The organism is Pseudomonas sp. GZJR-8 (assembly GCF_002916705.1).
In the GTDB taxonomy this organism is placed as follows: Bacteria; Pseudomonadota; Gammaproteobacteria; order Pseudomonadales; family Pseudomonadaceae; genus Aquipseudomonas; species Aquipseudomonas synxantha_A.
In genome coordinates this window covers 276489-294541 of sequence record NZ_JXSI01000006.1, presented here as the reverse complement: position 1 = coordinate 294541, position 18053 = coordinate 276489, and the positions used below count along the sequence as shown (strand labels likewise).

20 protein-coding genes and 2 pseudogenes are annotated in these 18053 nt (G+C 58.2%); all 22 read right to left on the bottom strand.

Annotation, left to right across the window (positions count from 1 at the left end):
• Window positions 1-39: 39 nt before the first annotated feature.
• The 22 genes and pseudogenes from TK42_RS14830 to TK42_RS14730 all read right to left on the bottom strand — a co-directional run bounded on the left by TK42_RS14830 (window position 40) and on the right by TK42_RS14730 (window position 18030).
• Complete coding sequence (locus tag TK42_RS14830) at window positions 40-621, bottom strand: tail assembly protein (RefSeq protein ID WP_103734565.1); 582 nt, start codon at window positions 619-621, stop codon at window positions 40-42.
• A gap of 53 nt (window positions 622-674) precedes the next feature.
• Complete coding sequence (locus TK42_RS14825; RefSeq protein ID WP_103734564.1) at window positions 675-1025, bottom strand: hypothetical protein; 351 nt, start codon at window positions 1023-1025, stop codon at window positions 675-677.
• Window positions 1026-1266: 241 nt separating this feature from the next.
• A pseudogene (locus tag TK42_RS27335) lies at window positions 1267-1701 on the bottom strand (methyl-accepting chemotaxis protein); the annotation flags it as partial.
• 102 nt (window positions 1702-1803) lie between these two features.
• A pseudogene (locus TK42_RS27330) lies at window positions 1804-2490 on the bottom strand (PAS domain-containing protein); the annotation flags it as partial.
• Window positions 2491-2729: 239 nt separating this feature from the next.
• On the bottom strand, window positions 2730-3503 hold the full coding sequence (locus tag TK42_RS14815) for a C40 family peptidase (RefSeq protein ID WP_103734562.1): 774 nt from the start codon (window positions 3501-3503) through the stop codon (window positions 2730-2732).
• Between the two features lie 2 nt (window positions 3504-3505).
• Window positions 3506-4258, bottom strand: coding sequence for a phage minor tail protein L (locus TK42_RS14810; protein WP_103734561.1), 753 nt, complete (start codon window positions 4256-4258; stop codon window positions 3506-3508).
• Window positions 4259-4267: 9 nt separating this feature from the next.
• Window positions 4268-4606, bottom strand: a complete 339-nt coding sequence (locus TK42_RS14805; RefSeq protein ID WP_103734560.1) for a phage tail protein — start codon at window positions 4604-4606, stop codon at window positions 4268-4270.
• A complete protein-coding gene (locus tag TK42_RS14800) occupies window positions 4606-7941 on the bottom strand; it encodes a phage tail tape measure protein (protein WP_103734559.1) in 3336 nt (1111 codons plus the stop codon). Before TK42_RS14800 ends, TK42_RS14805 begins: the two co-directional genes overlap by 1 nt.
• A complete protein-coding gene (locus TK42_RS14795) occupies window positions 7938-8207 on the bottom strand; it encodes a DUF1799 domain-containing protein (protein ID WP_103734558.1) in 270 nt (89 codons plus the stop codon). The genes TK42_RS14800 and TK42_RS14795 overlap by 4 nt, the downstream gene beginning before the upstream one ends.
• A 47-nt stretch (window positions 8208-8254) precedes the next feature.
• Window positions 8255-8635 carry a phage tail assembly chaperone gene (locus TK42_RS14790; RefSeq protein WP_103734557.1) on the bottom strand — a complete coding sequence of 127 codons (381 nt, stop codon included), beginning with the start codon at window positions 8633-8635 and terminating at the stop codon, window positions 8255-8257.
• A 3-nt stretch (window positions 8636-8638) separates the two neighbouring features.
• The gene (locus TK42_RS14785) at window positions 8639-9295 is read right to left on the bottom strand and encodes a phage tail protein (RefSeq protein WP_103734556.1); all 657 of its coding nucleotides are present in this window, start codon (window positions 9293-9295) and stop codon (window positions 8639-8641) included.
• A gap of 72 nt (window positions 9296-9367) precedes the next feature.
• Window positions 9368-9787 (bottom strand): phage tail terminator-like protein, encoded by a 420-nt coding sequence (locus TK42_RS14780; protein ID WP_103734555.1) that lies wholly within the window; start codon window positions 9785-9787, stop codon window positions 9368-9370.
• Window positions 9784-10419, bottom strand: a complete 636-nt coding sequence (locus TK42_RS14775) for a hypothetical protein (RefSeq protein WP_103734604.1) — start codon at window positions 10417-10419, stop codon at window positions 9784-9786. Before TK42_RS14775 ends, TK42_RS14780 begins: the two co-directional genes overlap by 4 nt.
• 17 nt (window positions 10420-10436) lie before the next feature.
• Window positions 10437-10805 carry a hypothetical protein gene (locus TK42_RS14770; protein WP_103734554.1) on the bottom strand — a complete coding sequence of 123 codons (369 nt, stop codon included), beginning with the start codon at window positions 10803-10805 and terminating at the stop codon, window positions 10437-10439.
• 16 nt (window positions 10806-10821) lie between these two features.
• Window positions 10822-11325, bottom strand: coding sequence for a DnaT-like ssDNA-binding protein (locus tag TK42_RS14765; RefSeq protein ID WP_103734553.1), 504 nt, complete (start codon window positions 11323-11325; stop codon window positions 10822-10824).
• Between the two features lie 58 nt (window positions 11326-11383).
• On the bottom strand, window positions 11384-11968 hold the full coding sequence (locus tag TK42_RS14760) for a hypothetical protein (RefSeq protein WP_177464478.1): 585 nt from the start codon (window positions 11966-11968) through the stop codon (window positions 11384-11386).
• A 47-nt stretch (window positions 11969-12015) separates the two neighbouring features.
• Window positions 12016-12981, bottom strand: a complete 966-nt coding sequence (locus TK42_RS14755; RefSeq protein WP_103734551.1) for a major capsid protein — start codon at window positions 12979-12981, stop codon at window positions 12016-12018.
• 12 nt (window positions 12982-12993) lie between these two features.
• A complete protein-coding gene (locus TK42_RS14750) occupies window positions 12994-13722 on the bottom strand; it encodes a hypothetical protein (protein ID WP_032880693.1) in 729 nt (242 codons plus the stop codon).
• 83 nt (window positions 13723-13805) lie between these two features.
• Window positions 13806-14891, bottom strand: coding sequence for a minor capsid protein (locus TK42_RS14745; protein WP_103734550.1), 1086 nt, complete (start codon window positions 14889-14891; stop codon window positions 13806-13808).
• Entirely contained in the window at window positions 14866-16284 is a 1419-nt protein-coding gene (locus tag TK42_RS14740; protein ID WP_103734549.1) for a DUF4055 domain-containing protein, read from the bottom strand. The genes TK42_RS14745 and TK42_RS14740 overlap by 26 nt, the downstream gene beginning before the upstream one ends.
• On the bottom strand, window positions 16281-17582 hold the full coding sequence (locus tag TK42_RS14735) for a terminase large subunit domain-containing protein (protein WP_103734548.1): 1302 nt from the start codon (window positions 17580-17582) through the stop codon (window positions 16281-16283). The genes TK42_RS14740 and TK42_RS14735 overlap by 4 nt, the downstream gene beginning before the upstream one ends.
• A complete protein-coding gene (locus tag TK42_RS14730; protein ID WP_103734547.1) occupies window positions 17569-18030 on the bottom strand; it encodes a DUF2280 domain-containing protein in 462 nt (153 codons plus the stop codon). The genes TK42_RS14735 and TK42_RS14730 overlap by 14 nt, the downstream gene beginning before the upstream one ends.
• Between the last annotated feature and the right edge of the window lie 23 nt (window positions 18031-18053).

The window sequence follows — 18053 nt, the reverse complement described above, 5'->3', positions numbered from 1 at the left end:
ACCGCCTCTGGGGCGGCTTCAGTTTTTTTTGGGTGTTGGCTACATCTGATCTTCGGCGTAAATGGCGGCACTGATGATCGCCCCCCCCCAGCGCCGGCGGCCTGCACATAGGGATACAGGGTTGCCGGAGGCAGTTGTGTTCTTGGCGCTGCCGAAGGCATAGCCGGGGGTGTTCTCGGGTGCGGCGCTGGTCTTGAGGCCCGTGGCTTGAGGGCTCAACATCTGGATTACGCCGCCGGCCGCCAGCGCAATCCCGGGCGCGGCAAGCACTTGAAACCCTGGGATGAACGACACAGCAATCAACACCGCACCGATGATGGTCTGAATAAGACCGGCTCGCTTGCTGCCGGTAATAATCGGGGCGATTCGAATGTCACCAGCGCCTGAAAACGCTACTTCCTTCTCGCCAAGAGCCGTCTTTCCCCGGAAAACAGCGAACTCTATCCCGCGCGATTTGGCGTTTGAGATAAACCGTTCAAACCCTGGTATCTGAACACATAGCGCCTTGATCGCTTCAGCTGGCGATCGAACGGATAGTCGAAATGATCTACCGAACTGGCGTAGCTGGCCGTAAAGCAAAATTGTTGTCATTGGTTGATAGTTGATTGCTAATGCTGACATGGCTTGCTCCGGGAATAAAAAAAACCGCCCGGAGGCGGCTTTTTAAGTTGAACTCAAATACATCTATTAAGGGCCGGCAGAAGCCCACCGCGTCCAATTTGCGACCATGCGGCTCGCTGGTAATGTTTCACGATGCTGCCCTTACCCTGGCTCCCGCGCTCGATATCCAAAACGTCGTCCGTCTGTCCAGCATCAGATCCAGCAACGATGCGATAACCAGTCGTGGTTTCGTTCATCACAGCATTGGAGCGGTAGTCCTGCCAGGCTGGATATAAACATAACGCGACCGCGCGCGGATCCTTCGTCGTAAATTGCGTCGTAACAGGCTTCCCAGCCATCAAGTCTGATGGAGTTGAACATCCTGACAGCGCAACCAAGGCCAGCGCCCCTACGAATAATTTCATGTCGTTCCCTCATTGATGTATGGCAAGACTTTATCACCAACAACGAAGCAACACGAAAATCTCACATATGCGTGGCTCTTGGGGTTCACAAGAGGTTAACCGGCATTTAGTCGACGTTATATTTGCATCTGACTTCGCCAATTGTAAGCATTGAGACATTGGCCAAAGTTTCCTTGCGATGATTTCCCAATAAGACGAGCGTCAAACCCTAGCTGAAGGTTTTATAGCGCCCACTCAATTGCTAAGCCACCTGCGTAGCGAACCTACCCACGGCCTCAACCACGCGCTTGGCTCCATCTTGAATTTCAACAATGACTTGGCCTGCCTGTGTGGCAAGGTCAAGGCCTTGCTCGGCTTGGGATTTGCTATTTGCCATCTCCGCGACGGTTTCATCTACCAGTTTCTGATTCTGCAAAACAACCGACGCGATTTCTTCAGTCGCCGTGCTGGTGCGCCCAGCCAACTGGCGAACCTCATCAGCCACAACGGCAAAGCCTCGACCTTGCTCGCCTGCGCGAGCAGCTTCAATCGCTGCGTTTAAAGCCAAAAGGTTGGTTTGCTGGGCGATACTACTGATTGTCTGAATAATGGAGCTGATCAACAGTGACTGCTTGCCCAGCGCTTCTACTCCCCCGGAGGCCGCCTGCATGTCAACGGCAATTTTGCGCATTGTATGCATAGTATCGTTGACTACGACTGCTCCTCGCTGTGCGCTGACATCAGTTTGCTGAGATATTTCAAATGCTGTTTGAGCTGCCCCGCTGACTTCTTGCTCGCGGGCCACCTGATCGGATACTACCGTCGCGAACTTAACCACTTTGCAAAGTTTCCCTTCGGTGTCGTAAACCGGGTTATAGGTTGCCTCCAGCCATACCGTTTGGCCGCGGCTGTCTATACGTTCGAATCGGCCAGCAACGAACTCACCCCTGTTCAAAGTTGACCAGAAATCCTTGTACTCTTGGGAAGAAACTTGTTCTGGTTTACAGAAAATACGGTGGTGGCTCCCTTTCGCTTGTCCCAGGCTATAACCCATGGCTTGTAAAAATTGATCGTTTGCCATTAGTACATGCCCAGAGAGATCGAACTCGATTACCGCCGTAGAACGTAATAACGCCTCAATGAATGAAGCATTTTCTGAGGCTTTTTCGACTCGTGACGTAATATTTGTCGCATAGCAAGTGACATGACTCAATTGGCCGCTCGCATCCATGATCGGCTGCCAATGAGCATGAATCCACACCAATGAACCATCAGCATGAAGGTACCTGTAATCGTCAGTTATAGACTTGCCTGCAACAACTGCTGCTCGGAAGTTGTGAAAGCACGGCAACTGGGAGACGTACTGGGGAACAATCTCTGCCATGGCACGACCTAGAAGTCGATCCGGGGCGTACCCCAACGCCGCTCCAAAGTTTTCGTTGCATCCCGTAATTTTAAACGTCGAGTCAATACTCAACGTCAACATTTCACGGTTCAGGCCATCGCGTAGCTGGCGTAGCTCAAACAATTCGCTTTCTTGTGATTGAAGCTGCTTTTTAAGCTTAGCGTTGAACATAGGAAATCGCCTCTCAGGTCATAGCAATCCTATCGGCATCTCCTTGCGCAAATTGAGGGCATCCGACGAAAAACAGTTTTGCTACGCAAAGCGGAGTTAAACAACGCCGTTGCGACACTCTGAAGCTGAAGAATTCGATCTCACTGTGCCTATATGGAAACTTTATGGTTCTGCGCATCTTTGTGCCTGAGGATCAGGCGTGTCCGGTCATTCCAAGGGCCGCCGTAGACGATTATCTCGGACGGCCTGCCGTACAGGTGGTGCAGCAGGAACGGGCCAGGCCCAAAGGTAGCAGCATCCTCACCAGGTAGTGCCGGATCGGTGCCCAGATATATGCCTGCGTGGTTCGGGTGAACCGTCCGGCCAACCTGCATAACGATCATGTCACCGCGCTGAGGGCTATCTACGCGCACGAAGCCTGCCGCCTCGTAATGCTGTTCGTAAAGACTGGGGTTTTCCGCCCTCTCCCACCAGCCATCGGTGCGCTGGAAGGCTTCGAACTCAAGACCCCACTCGCGCTGGTACCACTCTTCGCATACAGCCCAACAGTCCCACACACCATGAACAAACGGTCGCTTGAGCAGCGGCGTGCTGCCGGTCGGCGTAATCGTGCGCATGTCGCCCTCGGGCCAGGAAATGATATGCCAGGGCAAGGCCGTAGCCTCGCACATGGCCAAGTCATGCGGTGACGGCCTGCTGGTAGCGTCCGGGTGCGAGTGAACGATGCCGATCACTTCGCCCAAGTCTTCCGCCGCAGCGTAGTCCGCGGGATCGAGCCGGAACTCTTCGTTCGGATCCGTGGCGATGTTCCGGCACGGGAAGTACTTCTGCTTGCGACCGATGGCCAGCAGCAGCCCGCAGCATTCTTTCGGGTACTGGGCCGCTGCGTGCGCCTGGATCGCCGCGATGATGTGCTTGCGCATGATCAGCTCCTGCTCAAAAGTGAAACTGCGGGGAATCCACCGAAATTGAGCTCTTCGTTCTCACCGAAGCGCAACTTGCAAGACGACAAACAGCCCTTACACTGGTCCAAAGCTGGATCGTCGGTTGGGTTGTCCTCGTCGTCGAACATGGCCACGCCGGTATAGCCGCAGTCCGGCCCGCGGTACCCGTTGGTCATGGCCCAGTGACAAAAAGTGGTCATCTGCCGGCCAGGCAGCCCGTGGTTATCGATCTCGCCCGGGGAGGACAGCTCCCAGACCACCGCCTCACTGTCTTCGCTAGTTTTCTGGTCGATGTACCAGATCTCCAGCGCCTCCTGAGTCGGATCTGCAGTTGGGTTACCTTCGGGAAAGTTCACCGCATCCAAGTATTGGGCCAGGGTCTCGCGAACCGTCAGCTTGAACTTCAGCAGGTCCTCGAAGGCCAGGCACAGAGCTGTGACACGCCCATTGATGTTGCCGGCGGCGAACGTCGGGCGAGAGGCGGTCCCGTCGCTACTGGAAGAAATTCCTTCGATCTGGACCGGCCAGGCCGCGTATTCGGCGCCCTGCCACCAAATCGACTTAGCCGGCAGATCCGCTTCCGAGCCTTCATACGCCAGCAGTTCCTCGGGCGTGTGAGGGATGGCGTGGCCGTGAAAGCGCAGGTAATCCGCGCCGTACTCGGTCCCGTCAATTTCGAACAGGCGAATTTCGCCGCCGGGCTCCAGCTTCTGGATGTCCGTGATCAGTGCCATGGGTAGGTCTCAGGGATGAAAGGTTTGTTCGAAGGTGGCGGTGATAGCGTAGACCTGGCCCCCGCGGTGCACTGGCTTGTAGCCGTTGCACTTGTAGAGGCCCAGATCTCCCAGGGGTGGCTCCCATAGGAAACCCTTTGCCCCTTTGTGTCGATCGAGGAAAGCCATGATGTCCTTGATGAGGGGCTTGAGCCCGGTAAAGGTCACCGGCCAGGACTGCGATCGGTTGTTGATTCCGTCCTCCACCGACTGGGTGTATCCGTCGCCAAACTGCTTGGTCCGGACACACTGAGTTATTTCACCCTCAGCGCCCTTCTCTGTTGCCCACGTAAATCGTTCGATTGCCATCAGCGCCCCTTGATTGCTTTGTTGATGACGCCGCCCTGGCCCATGTCCTTGTTGCGCATCTGCTGATACTTCTGCTCAACGAACGCGGCCAGTTCTTTGCCGAAGAGGTCATAGCCAGGTGTATCCGCACTCGATGAGGCGTTACCGTCGCCATCGATGTGCACCTCGACGTTGATCTGCGTACTGCCGGCCCCGCCGCCACCCATTGCTATTACGCCGAGCTTGCCGCTCGACGTTCGGCTCAGCGGCATAATCGCCTCTTCCCCGGCCTCACCCATTACACCAGTTTTGCCGTTGGCCATACCGAATGCGGTGGGTTTGCTGACGATGGTGTTGGTGAAGGCTCCCCCGTCGGCGAACATTTGCACACCGCCCGACCAAGCGCCGCCATTGGCCTGGGTAACGCCAGACCAGCCCGCCAAAACATCAGGGCTGTACCCTGCCGCGGTCGAGCCTGCTGACGTGGTAGCCCCGCCGCCAAAGTACGAGCCAGCGGCAGATATACCGAGCCCTACAAGTGAGCCGAGAAGCCCGGAGGCTGCTTGCCGGGTAGCAATGCGCGCCAGGTCCGCGAGAACCGACTTCGTGAAGTCAGCGAACGAGAACTTACCAGTCGTGGCGAAGTTGACTACTGCATCTTCCATGGAACTGAACGCATTGCCGAATAGACTCTTGGTCTGCCCTGCTACGTTCTGCGCCGAATCCAGGTAGTTGGCCCAGGCCGATGTCGCGCCCTTCGTCCAGTCGCCTTGGGCTGCCTCCACATCCGCGTAGTTCTGCCGGATTTGGTCGGTAGCCTTCTTATTCGCATCTGCGAGAGCTTGCGACTTGCGGGCGAACTCTTCGTCCGACATGTTCCGAGAAGGATCGGAGCGTTGGTTTTCCAGGTCCAGCGACTGCTGAGCAAACCGGTCTTGCTGGCTGTTCAACTCACCGTTAAGTGCATTTTGGCGGTCACCCTGCCCCACGCCCAATACCGAACGCTGCCCAGCGAGCTCCAGGGCGCGCTGTTGCTGACCCAATGCTTGCACGTAGGAGCTGATCGCCCGCTCTTGCTTTGCCAGACGCCCGGTCTCATTGGTCGCCAGCACTTCAAGCTGGCTGTCAGCGTCTTTCTGCGCCTTGACCATCCCTGCGCGCGCATCAGCGATCTTCTGGTCAAGCTGGATACTTTGCGCGGCCGATGTCGTCTTCTTGGCCTTGGTAGCTTCCAGGGCCGAGATCTCGGCCTCGTAGGCTGCCGTCACCTGGTCACGCTCGTTGCCTATCAGCGCCTGGCGACGGAGCAGGTAGTCAGCTTCGGAGACAAGCCCGGCCTTCTGCGCGGCCTCCAGTTCCTTCTGGTAGTTTTTGTAGGTGTCGGTGATTGCGGTCAGGTCGTTCTTGGCGATATTGAAGCTGGTCAGGTCGACCTGGCTAGAGGCGCCTTTCGGGTCTTTGTTCTTGTCTTCGAGTCCTTTAACCAGCGTGTCGTAAGCGCCACCAGAGAACTTGCTGCCGTCGTAGTTGACACCATCGAGCAGCGGCGACTTCTGACCGGTTTTCTCGGCACTCTCATATAGCGCCCGGAACTGGTCGTTGAGCTTCTTCAGTCCCGCCTGGCGCTTTGCCAGTGGGTTGACGTTATCGAGTTGCGCGTCCAGAGCTTTCTGAGCATCTATAGCCTTCTGGTTCGCATCGGTGTTTTCACCCGTGGCGATTGCCAGATTAGCGCTTGCCGCCTGTCTGGCCTTGAGTTCAGAAAGTTTTTTCTCAAGCGCCTCAGTTGAGTCGTCATGCTCACCGGTGCCAAGACCAAGAGCCGAGTTCAAAGAACTCAGCCCGTTAGAGATGGCCCCCGCAAACCCTCCGCCCTTGCGCGTATCCAGCACTCGCTGAGTGATCTCGATCTGCTTTGCCAGATCTGGGAATATCTCCGACCGGACTTCGGCGTAAGCGCCCTTGATGGCGTTCTTGATGTTGTCCCAATCGCGCTCTACGTCGGACAAAGACTCGCGGTAGGTCTTCAGGCGCGTCAAGGCGGCCTGATTCAAATCTTCGCTGAGCACATCCAGGGCACGCTGGCTGTCGCCCTGGTCATCCAGCCCCTTGATCACATGGTACTGCTCAAGGGTGATCAATCCGTACTGACTGCTGATCTTGCTGGCGGCTTCAGTTGCTGTATCGCCAGCGTTGGCAAAGGACTTGGCAAGTTCGCCAGCGCCCTGCCCGGTTACTTCACTCACGGCCGCAGCAGCTTCAGCCAGATTACGCATCTGCGTACCGCTAGTAGCTGCTCCGGATGCAAGCGAAACGACTGCCTCGCGGGCGCCGGACAGGTTGCCGGTGACGCGCCCGGCGCCGTCGGCCATGTCCTTCAGTCTGGCGATGGTCTGCCCAGCACCATTCGTACCGCCATTGATCGCGGCATTGAACTCGCGCGCCTGCTTCATCGCATCGAAGTAGGCGTAGCCCAGCGACCCAATTACAGCGACCAAAAGGCCGGCCGGGATCAGCATCCCTGCAAGGCTTTTCGCTGACTCACCAGCGCCGGCGCCCAATTGAGCAATGGCTCGCGCCCCGCTACCCAGGTCGCCAGCCTGAATGGCGTTGACGAGCTGCATTACGTTTTCCTGAGCCTGGCGGGTGCCGAGCTTCAGTTTGTCGAATGCACCGGCTGCCTCGGTGAGCCCTGCCCTATCCTTGCCGATCTTGGCCAAGGCTTCGTTGTAACGGTCGGCGTCGATCTGACCCGTTTTATGCAGGTCGTTTAGCGCCTTCTCCTGAGCCTCCAGCTTCGCCAACTTGGAGGTCACTGGATCAATACCGTTGACGGTGCGCTTCAATGCCTCAATCTGGCGATTCTCAGCCTCGATCAGCTTTTGCTTCTGGACCAGCTCTTGGGCTTCCGCCTTTTCAATCTTGTCGTAGGCCTTACCCAGGTGATCCTGGTACTTCGCCTGCTCCTCGATGGTGACCAAGCCGCCCTTGCGGGCGCGCTCCAGCAAACCTTCGGCATTAACCAGTGACTCCATGCTTGAGATATTGCCCGTCATCGCCTTGTCGAGCTGACTGATGACGGAGATTTCCGCTACTGCGCTGTCAGTTGCTTTGCGACTTGCCCCAGCTTGACGGTCCCTTGCCGCCGTCGATTTATCGATGCCTTGCGCAATGTGCGCTTCTGCCTGGGAAACCTTTTTACCGGTGTTGGCCAGGCCTTCGCCTGTTTTGCCCAAGTCATCAATGGCCTTCTGGGCGCCTTCAGCGGAATCGACCAGTTTATCCAGATCATCAGCAGCCTTTGCGGCCTGCGACGACTCGACCGCGATACCCAGGGAAGCGAAATTGGTGCTCATTTGTTTTCTCTCTGTTCCGCCATCACCTGCAGGGCTTCAGCCTCCATCCGCCGGAAGTCGCTGAAAATGGTTTGTCGCTGGCTGATCGGTACGCCGCACATCCGAATCACACCGGAGAGAACGCTGTAGTCCATGCCTGTTGCGCCGCACGCGCCTGTGCGCCACTGGGTGCTCATGGCCTCGAAGACTTTGAAGGCCTCCCAGTTGTCGGGCCAGATTCCGACTTCCCTGTCGGGGATGTCCTGGCGCGATAAACCGAAGGCCATCAGATCTGCATCTGACGGCCCTGGCTCATACAGTGCGCGCGAAGCGCTTAGGAGTTTCCCAGGCGGGCTTCGCTAAAGGCTTCGGCGTAAGCGTTCAGCACAGCCTTGGGGGCTGAGTTGATCGAGTTGACGAGGATGCGCACGTTTTCAGGCGTGAACTTTTCTTCGATATCCCAGCCGACGACCACATCGAGCAGTTGATCGGCTTGCAGAGCGATCTGCGCGGCGGTGAAGGCTTTCAGGTCCATGTCGCCGACCTGCTTGCCCAACTCGTCGTGCCGCTCGTTCCAGCTGGTGTAAAGCTCGGCAAGTGCGGTGCGGTCCAGGTACTTGAACTCGAACTCTACCTTCTCAGCGTTATAGCCAGCCCGTTGGATCAACACCTCTGCCTTGAACGTCGGCTTTTGGATCAGCTTAAACTTGGCCACCGGTTACACCGTGGCCGCGTAGCGAGTTGGAAGGCCAGTCAGGGCAACGCTGATAACACGGGTCATCAGGCTGTTGCGTGACATGGTCGGCGTCGCGGTGATCGACACATAGCCGTTGTAGATAATGCTGCTACCACCCGGGAGGTTCAGGCGGAGCAAACGAGGCTGCTTATCGTCGTCCGCCGCCTCGCATACAGCCACATAGGGCTTGGACGGATCGTCAGCGACGGTGTAAGTCAGCGTGATCGGGTTTTTGGTGGTAGGCATCTGGCGGTCGTTGTCGTCAGCCACGAAACCAAAGGTAAGGAACTGCTGATCGCCACCGGCCGAGTTCATTTCGGTTACCTGCGAGATCTCAGTGAAGGCCGTCACCTCGCGGACAGAGCCGATACCGGAGCCGGCCGGGTATTGCTGAACGTTGGTAGTGTTCACGCTTTCCAGGGCGAAGGTTCCGCTGGCAATTACCCCCACGCGAACGCCTCGGCCATCGAGACGAGTCCAGCCAGAATTGACGGCGACAACATCGCCTTCGGCCAGGCCGTGCGCCGCAGCAGTTGCGATTGCCGGATTGGCATTGGTCAGCGCAGTGAACGGGATTGCAACGCCGTAAGTCGATGCAATCTCAAGGGTGGCGCCGTTAGGCATTTGGATGCCGGCCATGGGTGTTTCCTCTTTTCAGAAATGACAAAACCCGCGCAGAGGCGGGTTTCGGGGTTTGCCCAACGGGCGTATTCAGGTGCCGATGTCAGCTCGATACTCGAACCACACCGGCACGGTATATGTGGGCGGATCAGGAATGCCCGGACCAGTATCAACCGGCGACATAGTAACGACAGTGAGGCCTGCCTTTGTGTCTCGCGCATAAAGCGGGAATAGTGTGGTCAACTCAGCCACAAGTGGGTTCGTCTTGGTCTTGCCGGTGCCGGCCGGGGCCACGATGCTGACCTGATAGACGCCGATGAAAACGCGGTGGTCGCCAGCAAGCGTATTGCTATCGGTGTCGCCCGGGAGCATGAACGCCCGCAGATAAGTCTCAGCATCCGCCGGGTCGTACTGAGTATTTTCGAACGCGACCTTGATGGGTTCCGTCCGGGCCTTGCTCCAGGCAATCAGCTTGGCCTCGTAAATGGACGCAATGATGGCGTGGCTCATACCTGGTTGTTCCTAGTGGCTTCGTCGACGATCTGCTGGTAGCGGGCCAGAGTGATTCGGACCATGCCGCCGGGCGCCTGGGTTGAATGCCCATACTCCAGCGGGACGCCGTACGGAAGATTGTTCACAATGTAGGCTGTCTCGCCAGCCGTGAGCGCCTGGACCTGTAGTCGCAGCTTCGCCAGCGTTACACCACCAACCGGGTCGACCTGATCAAGGGTGCCCTCCGCCGGCGTACCGATGGAAAACTGCCAGTTCCCACGAAACCGCCCACCTACGTAATCCTTGCCCGCTACCAGGCCATTCACATTGAAATTCTGGTCGCGCTCTGTCTTTGTCAGGGGTTTGGCATATTTCACGCCGCGCCGCAGCTTGCCGGCCTTCGTGAAATTCGACTCGTTGAGGTTGATGATCGTGTTGCGGACCGCGACCTTGAAATCGTAGTCATCGGCGGCCCGCTTGTTCGCCTGTCGGTGAACGACGTTCTCAGCCCAGATCTCTGGATTGCCCACCGGTGACATGCGGATAACGCTGCTTCCGATTTCGATGACGATCTCGCGGATGGTCGCGTCTATACCAACCTTCGCTCGCTCGGCGAAGTCGCGAATATTCTCGGCAAAGCTGCCGTTCATACCCGAGTATTTGTGCGTCACGACCGCACCTGCAACTCATACAGGATCGGCGTACCGGCAGGGTTGACCTCTTTCAGCGGCGGCACGATTGACCATGTGCGCCCCTGAGCGACCACTTTGTCGAGCAGACCCGGCACCCAGGCCAATCCCTGCGCGGCGATCTTGAGCTTCTTGTCGCCCTGCCTGATGAGGCTGTTGCTCTGGAATTCTTGGCCGGTGAAGTCGAGCATGATGCCTTGGGCGGTTTGCTCCACGGTGTCGCCTGGCGACTCACCGCCCGTCTCCGGGTCGTACTCGCCCGGCTCAGTCTTGCTGATCGTCACGGGCTGGCCGAACTCTGTGATCATCTCCAGAGCCATCACGGCCATTTCGTCGTAGAAGGCCATGTGGACTCCGTTGCGGCTATGCGCGGATTGCGAACAGCCCGCGCTTTTGTAGGTAGTCGGCAAACTGCGTTGCGCTTGGCCGGTCCGGTGCAGCAGGCAATAGCCGATTGCTGGTGTTGGAGATCGTCGCGTACTCGCGAGTGACCGCGCCCTCGACGCGCTCTAGCGTTACCGCGCCTTTGCGCTTTTCCACGGGGTCGATATCGTCCTGATGGATCTCAGCGGCCAGGGCCATCTGTCCATACTGAATCCGTGCCGGGAGGTAGTTGTTCGGCTTGATCTCGCGATCCAGCAGCACTTCCCGGCGCGGCCAGGACAACGCCTGCTCGCTGCTCATCTTGCGGCCTTTCCAGGTCATGCCATCCATCGCCAAGGCGGACCGGCGCAGCAATGCTTCCTGCTCCGGGACGCCTGCGGGGATGACCGTGCCGAATTTCACGGCATACCGGGCAAGGTCTTCAGCGCTTGCGTAGCTTTCGGCGTCAGGCTTGCCGGTGCCGTCCTCAATGATGAGTGTCATGCGTCAACTCGCTGGAATTGTTTGAGATTGGCTACCGCGCCACCGGTAGCCAGCATTATCAGGTCTTGGCCAGCTCAGCTACGAGCTTTTCCAGGGATTCTTTCGAAGCGTTGGCCCGATACTGGACCCTGGCTTCATCAAGCGTTGCTTTCAGCGCGGCGATTTCACCGGCCTCATCAGCCTGCGACGTGATCGAGACCTTCTTCAGCGTCTCTATCTCTTCGCGCAGTGCATCGACAGTCAGGACCAGGTCGTCACGCTCTGTGGTCAGCTCTCCAGCCGAAGCGTGGATGGTGCTCAGCACGTCAAACAAGTGCAACGCCAGGTCGCCGGACTTTGGACGATGGATTTCGCCAGCTTCCAGCCCGTCAACAAGGATCTGGATCGATCCATGCTCAGCACGCAAAGCTGCGATGATTTTTTCCAGTTCGACCTGATTGGCGGCGCCAACAATCTGTACCTGCTTTGCCTCCTTCACCGACACGTCAATGCCGGCCGATTCGTACGCATCAACAACGCTCGGCCAATGGCCGATTACCAGCACACTGGTCACTCCCGCTTCTGGTTTGTCGAAGTGTTCCGGGTTGCGGTAACGCTTCTCCGGGTCGAAGCCGGAGAGTTGGTTGCTGTAAGTCAATTCCATGTGTTTCTCCAAGGCGGCCATCGCTGACCGCGCGTTGAGTTTGAGACTTAGCCGCCAGAGGCAGGAGGCGTCGCAGTGAGCTTGATCATCACGCCGGCGGTGACCTTGTTGCTGCCCGCGTGCTTGACCCAGTTTGCAGCGGAGCCGACAGCGGCCAGGGTTGGGTTGGAACCGCCAGTGGTGGCTTTCCAGCTATAACCCAGCACGTCGATGTTCACGGTGCCTTCCGCACGGTAGCCAATGCTCAGGTTCTCTTCGTCGTTAACTTCGTACGAACGGAAGCCCGGTGCCTGCGACTCGGTGATAGTCACAGCGTTTGGCAGCAGGCCGAAGATCACATCCGCCGGCGCCGTATCGGTCACCAGTACCGGCTTCCCCAGGGTGCCCGGCAGGCCACCGTAGATCACGACGCCAGCTTCTTCGTAGATCTTGTTGGTGATCGCTTCGTCCACGATGTCGAAGTAAGCGCTGGAGTGCATGACCCACAACGCAATTCGGCCGAACTTGTCGCCAAACTTGCGCATGCCGCGGGTCAGCGTCTTCTTGCCATCGGTTTCGATGTTGGCCGAGACCACCATGTCAGCGTTGGAGCCGATGGCGGCACGCAGGCCAGCAGTTGCATACTGGATGAAGCCTTCCAGGGTAGCGTCTGCTACGTCGGCGCCGACGATCTGGGAGAACTCCTCGACCGGACGACCGCGGCGCTTGAACGCCTCTTCGGTGGTCTGATACGGGCCGTACTTCCAGGGAGCTTTGACGCCAACAGCTTCCCCGGCACTGATCTTCTTGGCAGTTACCTTGCCGTCAGAGTTAACGTCTCGGTGTTCCAAAGAGCCGTTCAGCTTGTATAGCGCGCGCTTGCGGAAGTCGCCTTCGATCAGTTCATTGTCCAGCACCATCGCGCCGTTGGACGATGCGTTGAACACATCCAGGTTGTCCTGGACACGCTCGAGGTATGCGGTTTGCGCCTCATCGTTGTAGATGATCAGGTCGCTGTTAACGGTTGTAGCCATGGGTCAATCCCCTTACTTGGGCAATGCGAGATATGCGGTTTGGCCGTGCTTACGCTGAAAGTCGCGCTTCTGCTCGGAGGTCATTTCGGAGCGCTTAAATGCAGCCTTGCCGCCACCCCCGCCCGGGGCAAATGTCCCTGAAGCCCTTGGCCACAGATGAGGTGCGCTTTCGCGCAGAGACTCGGCCCATTCGAGCGGAGTCAGAGGGGTCTTGCCGTCCTTACCGAGGATGACCTGGCCGGATTCATCAACGGCGACTGCATCGCCATCTTCGTTAAGGGTGAACACGCCTTTGGCGCGCAGGATGATGTCGTCTGTTGCTTCTGGCAGAGCGCCGGCTTTCAGCGCTGCACCGCGTACCGAGTCGCCCAGGACTTTGCCCTGGAACTTGGCAGCGAAGGACTCAGCCTTCTCGGCGCGCTCACTGATGGTCTTCAACTGCTTGTCGTAGTCGCCACGCAAGCGCTCGGTGCGGCGGTTAAAGACCTCGTCCACCTTGCCCTCGGTCAGAAGCTTGGTTTCTTCGTCCTGGCCCGCACGGCTGAGCAGGCCCTTGACGGCGTCGATGTCGATGCCTTCAAACTGGGTTTCGAACTGAGTCAGCTTGCCGGAGGTTTCCTTCAGCTTGCCCAGCAGTTCCGAGTTCTTGGTTTTCAAACCGGAAACGGATGCTTCAACGGCAGTCGCGATAGCGGCCTTGATTGCCGGGTTTTCCAGGTCGATTTCGTTTTCGTCTGCCACGTTGATGCACCCCTTGAGTATGTTTTGCCCGCCTGACGGACATAAAAAAACCGGCTCAAGGCCGGCTGAATGAATGTGTTCGGTTAAATTCCGGCGCGTTCGAACGCCAGAGGCTCCAAGCCCTTCATCTGTTTCAGTGTTAGCGGCGAGAAGTTGCGGTCCAGTTGCAGTTCGGCGAAGCGCTCGACCGTCAACCCTCCATTCCGGAAGAGCTTGGCCCTGACTGGGCCGATAGCAGCGTCCTGGAACGAAGCCGGCTGCTGCTGGAGCCAGTGGTAATAATCGAGGTCGGCACTTACCTGCTGGCCGCCATTGGCGCCTACTGAGGCACGGGTAGCGCCCTTGGCGAACATGGCACTGAGCTTGGTCAGCAGGACGAAGCTTGTTCGGCAATTCGGATGGAACGGCGGACGAGGCCCGGATCTGACCGGAAATCGTCGCCCGTCCAGCGAGCGGCACTGATCGCCAGTTTTGCTATCTAGCGTAGCGATAATTTGAATCTCTTCGACGATATCCGTATTGGTCTTGGCCACCTCCATCCGCGCCTGGGACGACACATGCTGAATCGCGGTGTGCACGACCGTGCTGGCATTGCGGTTGGTGATGGCGAGGATGCCGTCTTTGTACCCAGCCGCTTTGGTACCACGGATGTTGCGGATGACTTGGAAGTTCGTCTGCCCTTCGGAGAAGCCCTGCCGGATCGTGCCGGTGACGCGCTCTCGCTCGGCGCCGGTCCAACCCTTGATGAAGGCTTTCAACAGCTTCCCACCACCGGTGCCGCGCACACTGAGCGGGTTCGTCAGCACTGCGGTACGGATTGCAGCGGCCGTCGGAGCCACGACGTCGAGCGACACGCCAACCGGCGCCGACCTTGCAAGGCTGGTCGCTTCAAACTCGGCCTCGTAGTTGGCGATGTCCACCAAGTCGAGGTTCAGTTGCGCGCTGTACCTGTCGAAAATGCCCAGCAGCAGGCTATCCACTTCCTTCAGCAGTGCTTCAAGACGTTTGACGTTGTACTCGGTCAGGTCCGACTGGGTGAGCCGGTCACGGATCGAGCGGTCAATCTCCTTGAGAAAGGGAGCGAACTTGCCCACCTCCCCAGCCTTGAGCTTTTCGAGAAAGACAGCGTGCCGGATGGTTGCGTCAAGTATTGCTTGGTTCGCCGCCATCTACTATGTCCTCGTCGTCCAGGCCCAGTCCATCGCCCTGCTCTTCCAGCTCGCCGTCGATCTGTTCGTCAGTTCGCTCTGGCGCGATCAGTCCAAGCTTGCGCAGATATGCTCGAAGGTCCGCTTTCGCAAAGCCGCCGTTCTGCCACAAGCCCACCAAGGCCGTGATCATCTGCGGATCGGCCGTCAGCTCGACGAACTCTTGATTGACCTGATAGGCGACTTTCTTGTCGGTGATGCCCATGTAAGCGCAGCACCACATGATTGCCCGGGTGTAGGCCTCGCTGACGTTTGCCACGCAGCCTGCGAGCACCGAAGTGGACGCCGATTGGTCGCCACGGGACTCGGTTGCGGTCTTGGTCGCAAGCGATGCCACCACCATCCGGGCACCCAGCTCGATCATCATCTGATTCTTGTCGGCCATGGCCTCCTTAACCAGCGTATTGGGCGCTGGCTGCGCGTAACCGAATGCGCCACCAACGGGCAGCATCATGGGGGCTCGGGAGCCGACATAAATGCCGTTCTTCTCCATCCAGTCGCGCCAGGACTCATCGAGCCCGCTGATCCACGGCTGGGCCTGACCGCACCAGAAGACGCTGTCTTCGTAGTCGGCGCTGTTCCGGTAATGGCCCAGGTTGATCATGGCTATGTCATACAGAGGCGACTCATCGATGCTTGGGTCGTTGTTCTGTGCACCGACGAAGGTGAACGGAATCTCTTTGAGGCGCCCCGTAACGCCTTCTGGCTTGAATTCTTCGATGACAGTCAGCGGCCCACCACCTTTCGGCCCGGACCGGCGCCAGACGCGGCAAACAAAGCCGTCATCCTCCAGCGCCAGTTCCCGGTACTGCTCAGCTGTCTTGTAGCCAAAACCATCCGGTATCTCCGGCGACTCGCGCAGCACCACCAGCGTCAGCACGCTGTGACCGTTCACCATGCCCGTGCGCCAGTTGATGATGTCTTCAGCACAGTAGGAGAGAATCACAGAGTGCCCGCCGATACCGTCGTCCTGGTGATAGTCGACATACAGTCCATGCCGGCCAGCCTCAAGCACCTTTTCAAGCGTGCCCTGGGAGTGCTGGTAGATGCTCACCCCTGATCCATTGGCGTTGTCCTGCAGGTATTCCAACTTCTTCGGAACCGTCAGCGTTGGGTCTTTGTGAAAGGCCAGGCCAAGCAAACCGTTTCGGGTGTGCCCAGTGGCGTTCTTGAACACCGCGCGCTCGCGGTAAGCCCGATTCCGGTCCTGATTCTCCGGCGACTTGTCGTGTGCGTTGATGTACGGCAGCCGATCGACAACACTATGCTGGCCCGCGCAAACGTCGCGAACGGTCGCCCAGCGATCCAGCACTGCCGTGTATTCCGCCCGTTTGAAGGAGACGTCATTGCTCATCGGGCGTATCCCATTTTGATAGCGGTGACCGGTTTGATGATCGGGTACTCGCGGTGGATGAAGTAGCCGCCGGCGTCATTTGCGTGATCGATGCCGGCGGTTTTGTCTGGCTCCCCGTTCGCGCCCCACACCTGTTGTTCTAGGCCATCGGCATAGGTCGGGCAGGTGAGCGAATTGATCAGGTAGCGTCGCTCGCCCTGCGCATTGCAGAAGACGGCGTTCATTGCGTTGATTCGATCTTTCACCGGCGGGTTTGCCGCTGGAGCGATGACCGAGAACCCAGCCTGTTTGAGCATGGCCAGGTCGGTAATGCTGGCGTTTACGGACTTACGTGAATCACCCGAGGCATCCGGGTAGATCCTGATCTCGCAGGTCTTCTTGAAGTCGTTGCCGTCGTGCTGCCAGTAGCGCTCTTTGATGCGGCGGATCATGTCGGGCGTGTCGTAGCCGTCGATCAGCTCATCCACGGCCCTGGGCAGCCCCTGGTCACGCTTAACATGGGTAATCGCCGCCATCTTGCCGACGTTGAAGTCCATCCCGATGAACAGTGGCTCACCGGGCTGCACGGTATCGAAGCATCCGTTAAGCTTACGGTCGTAGGCGGTGTAGATCGTGCCGGACGTCAGGTTGACGAACTGGCCTTTGAGGTACGCCATGATCAGTTGCGGCGGATATGACTCCATCAGGGAGGCGATGTAGTCCTCCGGCAAGTTCAGCTCGTTGTCGAAGGTGCTGGCCTGCACCAGGCCGTACATCTCCTTGAGCGACGGCTTGTCGCGCAGCTGCTTCACGAACTGCAGGAAGACGAACTTGAAGCCCTCCGGCGTCGTGGTGACGTCCACCCCGTTCTTCAGCACGGGCAAGTTGTAGCGCATCCGGGCGATGATCTTGCGCCAGGCCTGCTGTGCCTTGACGGCTGTTAGCACGTCCAGCTCATCCACCAGGGCATGGCCAATCTTGAAACCGACAATCGTCTGCGGCTTCTCCATCGACCGGCAAATCACAGTGCCGCGGTACTGCCGGCCGCTGTAGATGTGAACTTCGTGGTTCGCCTGGTTGATCTTGGTCTTCAGCCCCCAGTCGTAGGCCACCTCATCCATGGTCGGATAGAAGATGTCCCGGATCTGCGGGTAAGTCGGTGCGAAGTAGCCAGCGTTAACGCCGGGCCACTCCATGAAGTGCTTGCTCAGTGCCGAGCAGCCTACCCAGGTCTTACCTGAGCCGAACCCGGCAACGAACGCACGGAATTTGTGGGGCAGCGTGAGGAACTGAGCCTGCGGAACGTTAAGGCTCGGCATTCGGCTTCCTCGCATCCACCACGTCGACCTGAATGCGGGTCGGGATCAGTGGTTCGTCGCCGGCTTCTTCCTTCCGGGCCCGGTTCACGTAGATGTCACCGGTCTCCTTCGCGGCCTGCTCCAGGATCTGCATGGCCAAGCCGATGTTCTTCATCGTCTCGGCCTTCTCCACAAAGCGGTTCATGGCGCGGAGGCGGAAGGCGCGGTTGGCGATCGGGATGTCAGCTGTCTCTTCGCGGAACCGCTTGCGGGTATCGTGGAACAGGGTCACCCATTTCTTTGCCAGGTCTCTCCCGGCGCGCTTGGTCGGGTCTTGGGCCTCGCACTGCTGACGGGTCACCTCAATGCCGAACTCCTCTCGGACAGCTGCAGCAACCTGGGATGGTGTGTCAAAGCACGCCAAGGCCTGAACCATGAAGCCTTTCACCTCACTGTTCAGGGCTGCCATAGGGTAAATTCCGTCTTAGGTCT

What these genes read in the sequence shown, in the direction of transcription:
- TK42_RS14830 (WP_103734565.1), bottom strand. Translation starts at nt 621, where the DNA reads ATGTCAGCATTAGCAATCAACTATCAACCAATGACAACAATTTTGCTT.
- TK42_RS14825 (WP_103734564.1), bottom strand. Translation starts at nt 1,025, where the DNA reads ATGAAATTATTCGTAGGGGCGCTGGCCTTGGTTGCGCTGTCAGGATGT.
- TK42_RS14815 (WP_103734562.1), bottom strand. Translation starts at nt 3,503, where the DNA reads ATGCGCAAGCACATCATCGCGGCGATCCAGGCGCACGCAGCGGCCCAG.
- TK42_RS14810 (WP_103734561.1), bottom strand. Translation starts at nt 4,258, where the DNA reads ATGGCACTGATCACGGACATCCAGAAGCTGGAGCCCGGCGGCGAAATT.
- TK42_RS14805 (WP_103734560.1), bottom strand. Translation starts at nt 4,606, where the DNA reads ATGGCAATCGAACGATTTACGTGGGCAACAGAGAAGGGCGCTGAGGGT.
- TK42_RS14800 (WP_103734559.1), bottom strand. Translation starts at nt 7,941, where the DNA reads ATGAGCACCAATTTCGCTTCCCTGGGTATCGCGGTCGAGTCGTCGCAG.
- TK42_RS14795 (WP_103734558.1), bottom strand. Translation starts at nt 8,207, where the DNA reads ATGGCCTTCGGTTTATCGCGCCAGGACATCCCCGACAGGGAAGTCGGA.
- TK42_RS14785 (WP_103734556.1), bottom strand. Translation starts at nt 9,295, where the DNA reads ATGGCCGGCATCCAAATGCCTAACGGCGCCACCCTTGAGATTGCATCG.
- TK42_RS14780 (WP_103734555.1), bottom strand. Translation starts at nt 9,787, where the DNA reads ATGAGCCACGCCATCATTGCGTCCATTTACGAGGCCAAGCTGATTGCC.
- TK42_RS14775 (WP_103734604.1), bottom strand. Translation starts at nt 10,419, where the DNA reads ATGAACGGCAGCTTTGCCGAGAATATTCGCGACTTCGCCGAGCGAGCG.
- TK42_RS14770 (WP_103734554.1), bottom strand. Translation starts at nt 10,805, where the DNA reads ATGGCCTTCTACGACGAAATGGCCGTGATGGCTCTGGAGATGATCACA.
- TK42_RS14765 (WP_103734553.1), bottom strand. Translation starts at nt 11,325, where the DNA reads ATGACACTCATCATTGAGGACGGCACCGGCAAGCCTGACGCCGAAAGC.
- TK42_RS14760 (WP_177464478.1), bottom strand. Translation starts at nt 11,968, where the DNA reads ATGGAATTGACTTACAGCAACCAACTCTCCGGCTTCGACCCGGAGAAG.
- TK42_RS14755 (WP_103734551.1), bottom strand. Translation starts at nt 12,981, where the DNA reads ATGGCTACAACCGTTAACAGCGACCTGATCATCTACAACGATGAGGCG.
- TK42_RS14745 (WP_103734550.1), bottom strand. Translation starts at nt 14,891, where the DNA reads ATGGCGGCGAACCAAGCAATACTTGACGCAACCATCCGGCACGCTGTC.
- TK42_RS14740 (WP_103734549.1), bottom strand. Translation starts at nt 16,284, where the DNA reads ATGAGCAATGACGTCTCCTTCAAACGGGCGGAATACACGGCAGTGCTG.
- TK42_RS14735 (WP_103734548.1), bottom strand. Translation starts at nt 17,582, where the DNA reads ATGCCGAGCCTTAACGTTCCGCAGGCTCAGTTCCTCACGCTGCCCCAC.
- TK42_RS14730 (WP_103734547.1), bottom strand. Translation starts at nt 18,030, where the DNA reads ATGGCAGCCCTGAACAGTGAGGTGAAAGGCTTCATGGTTCAGGCCTTG.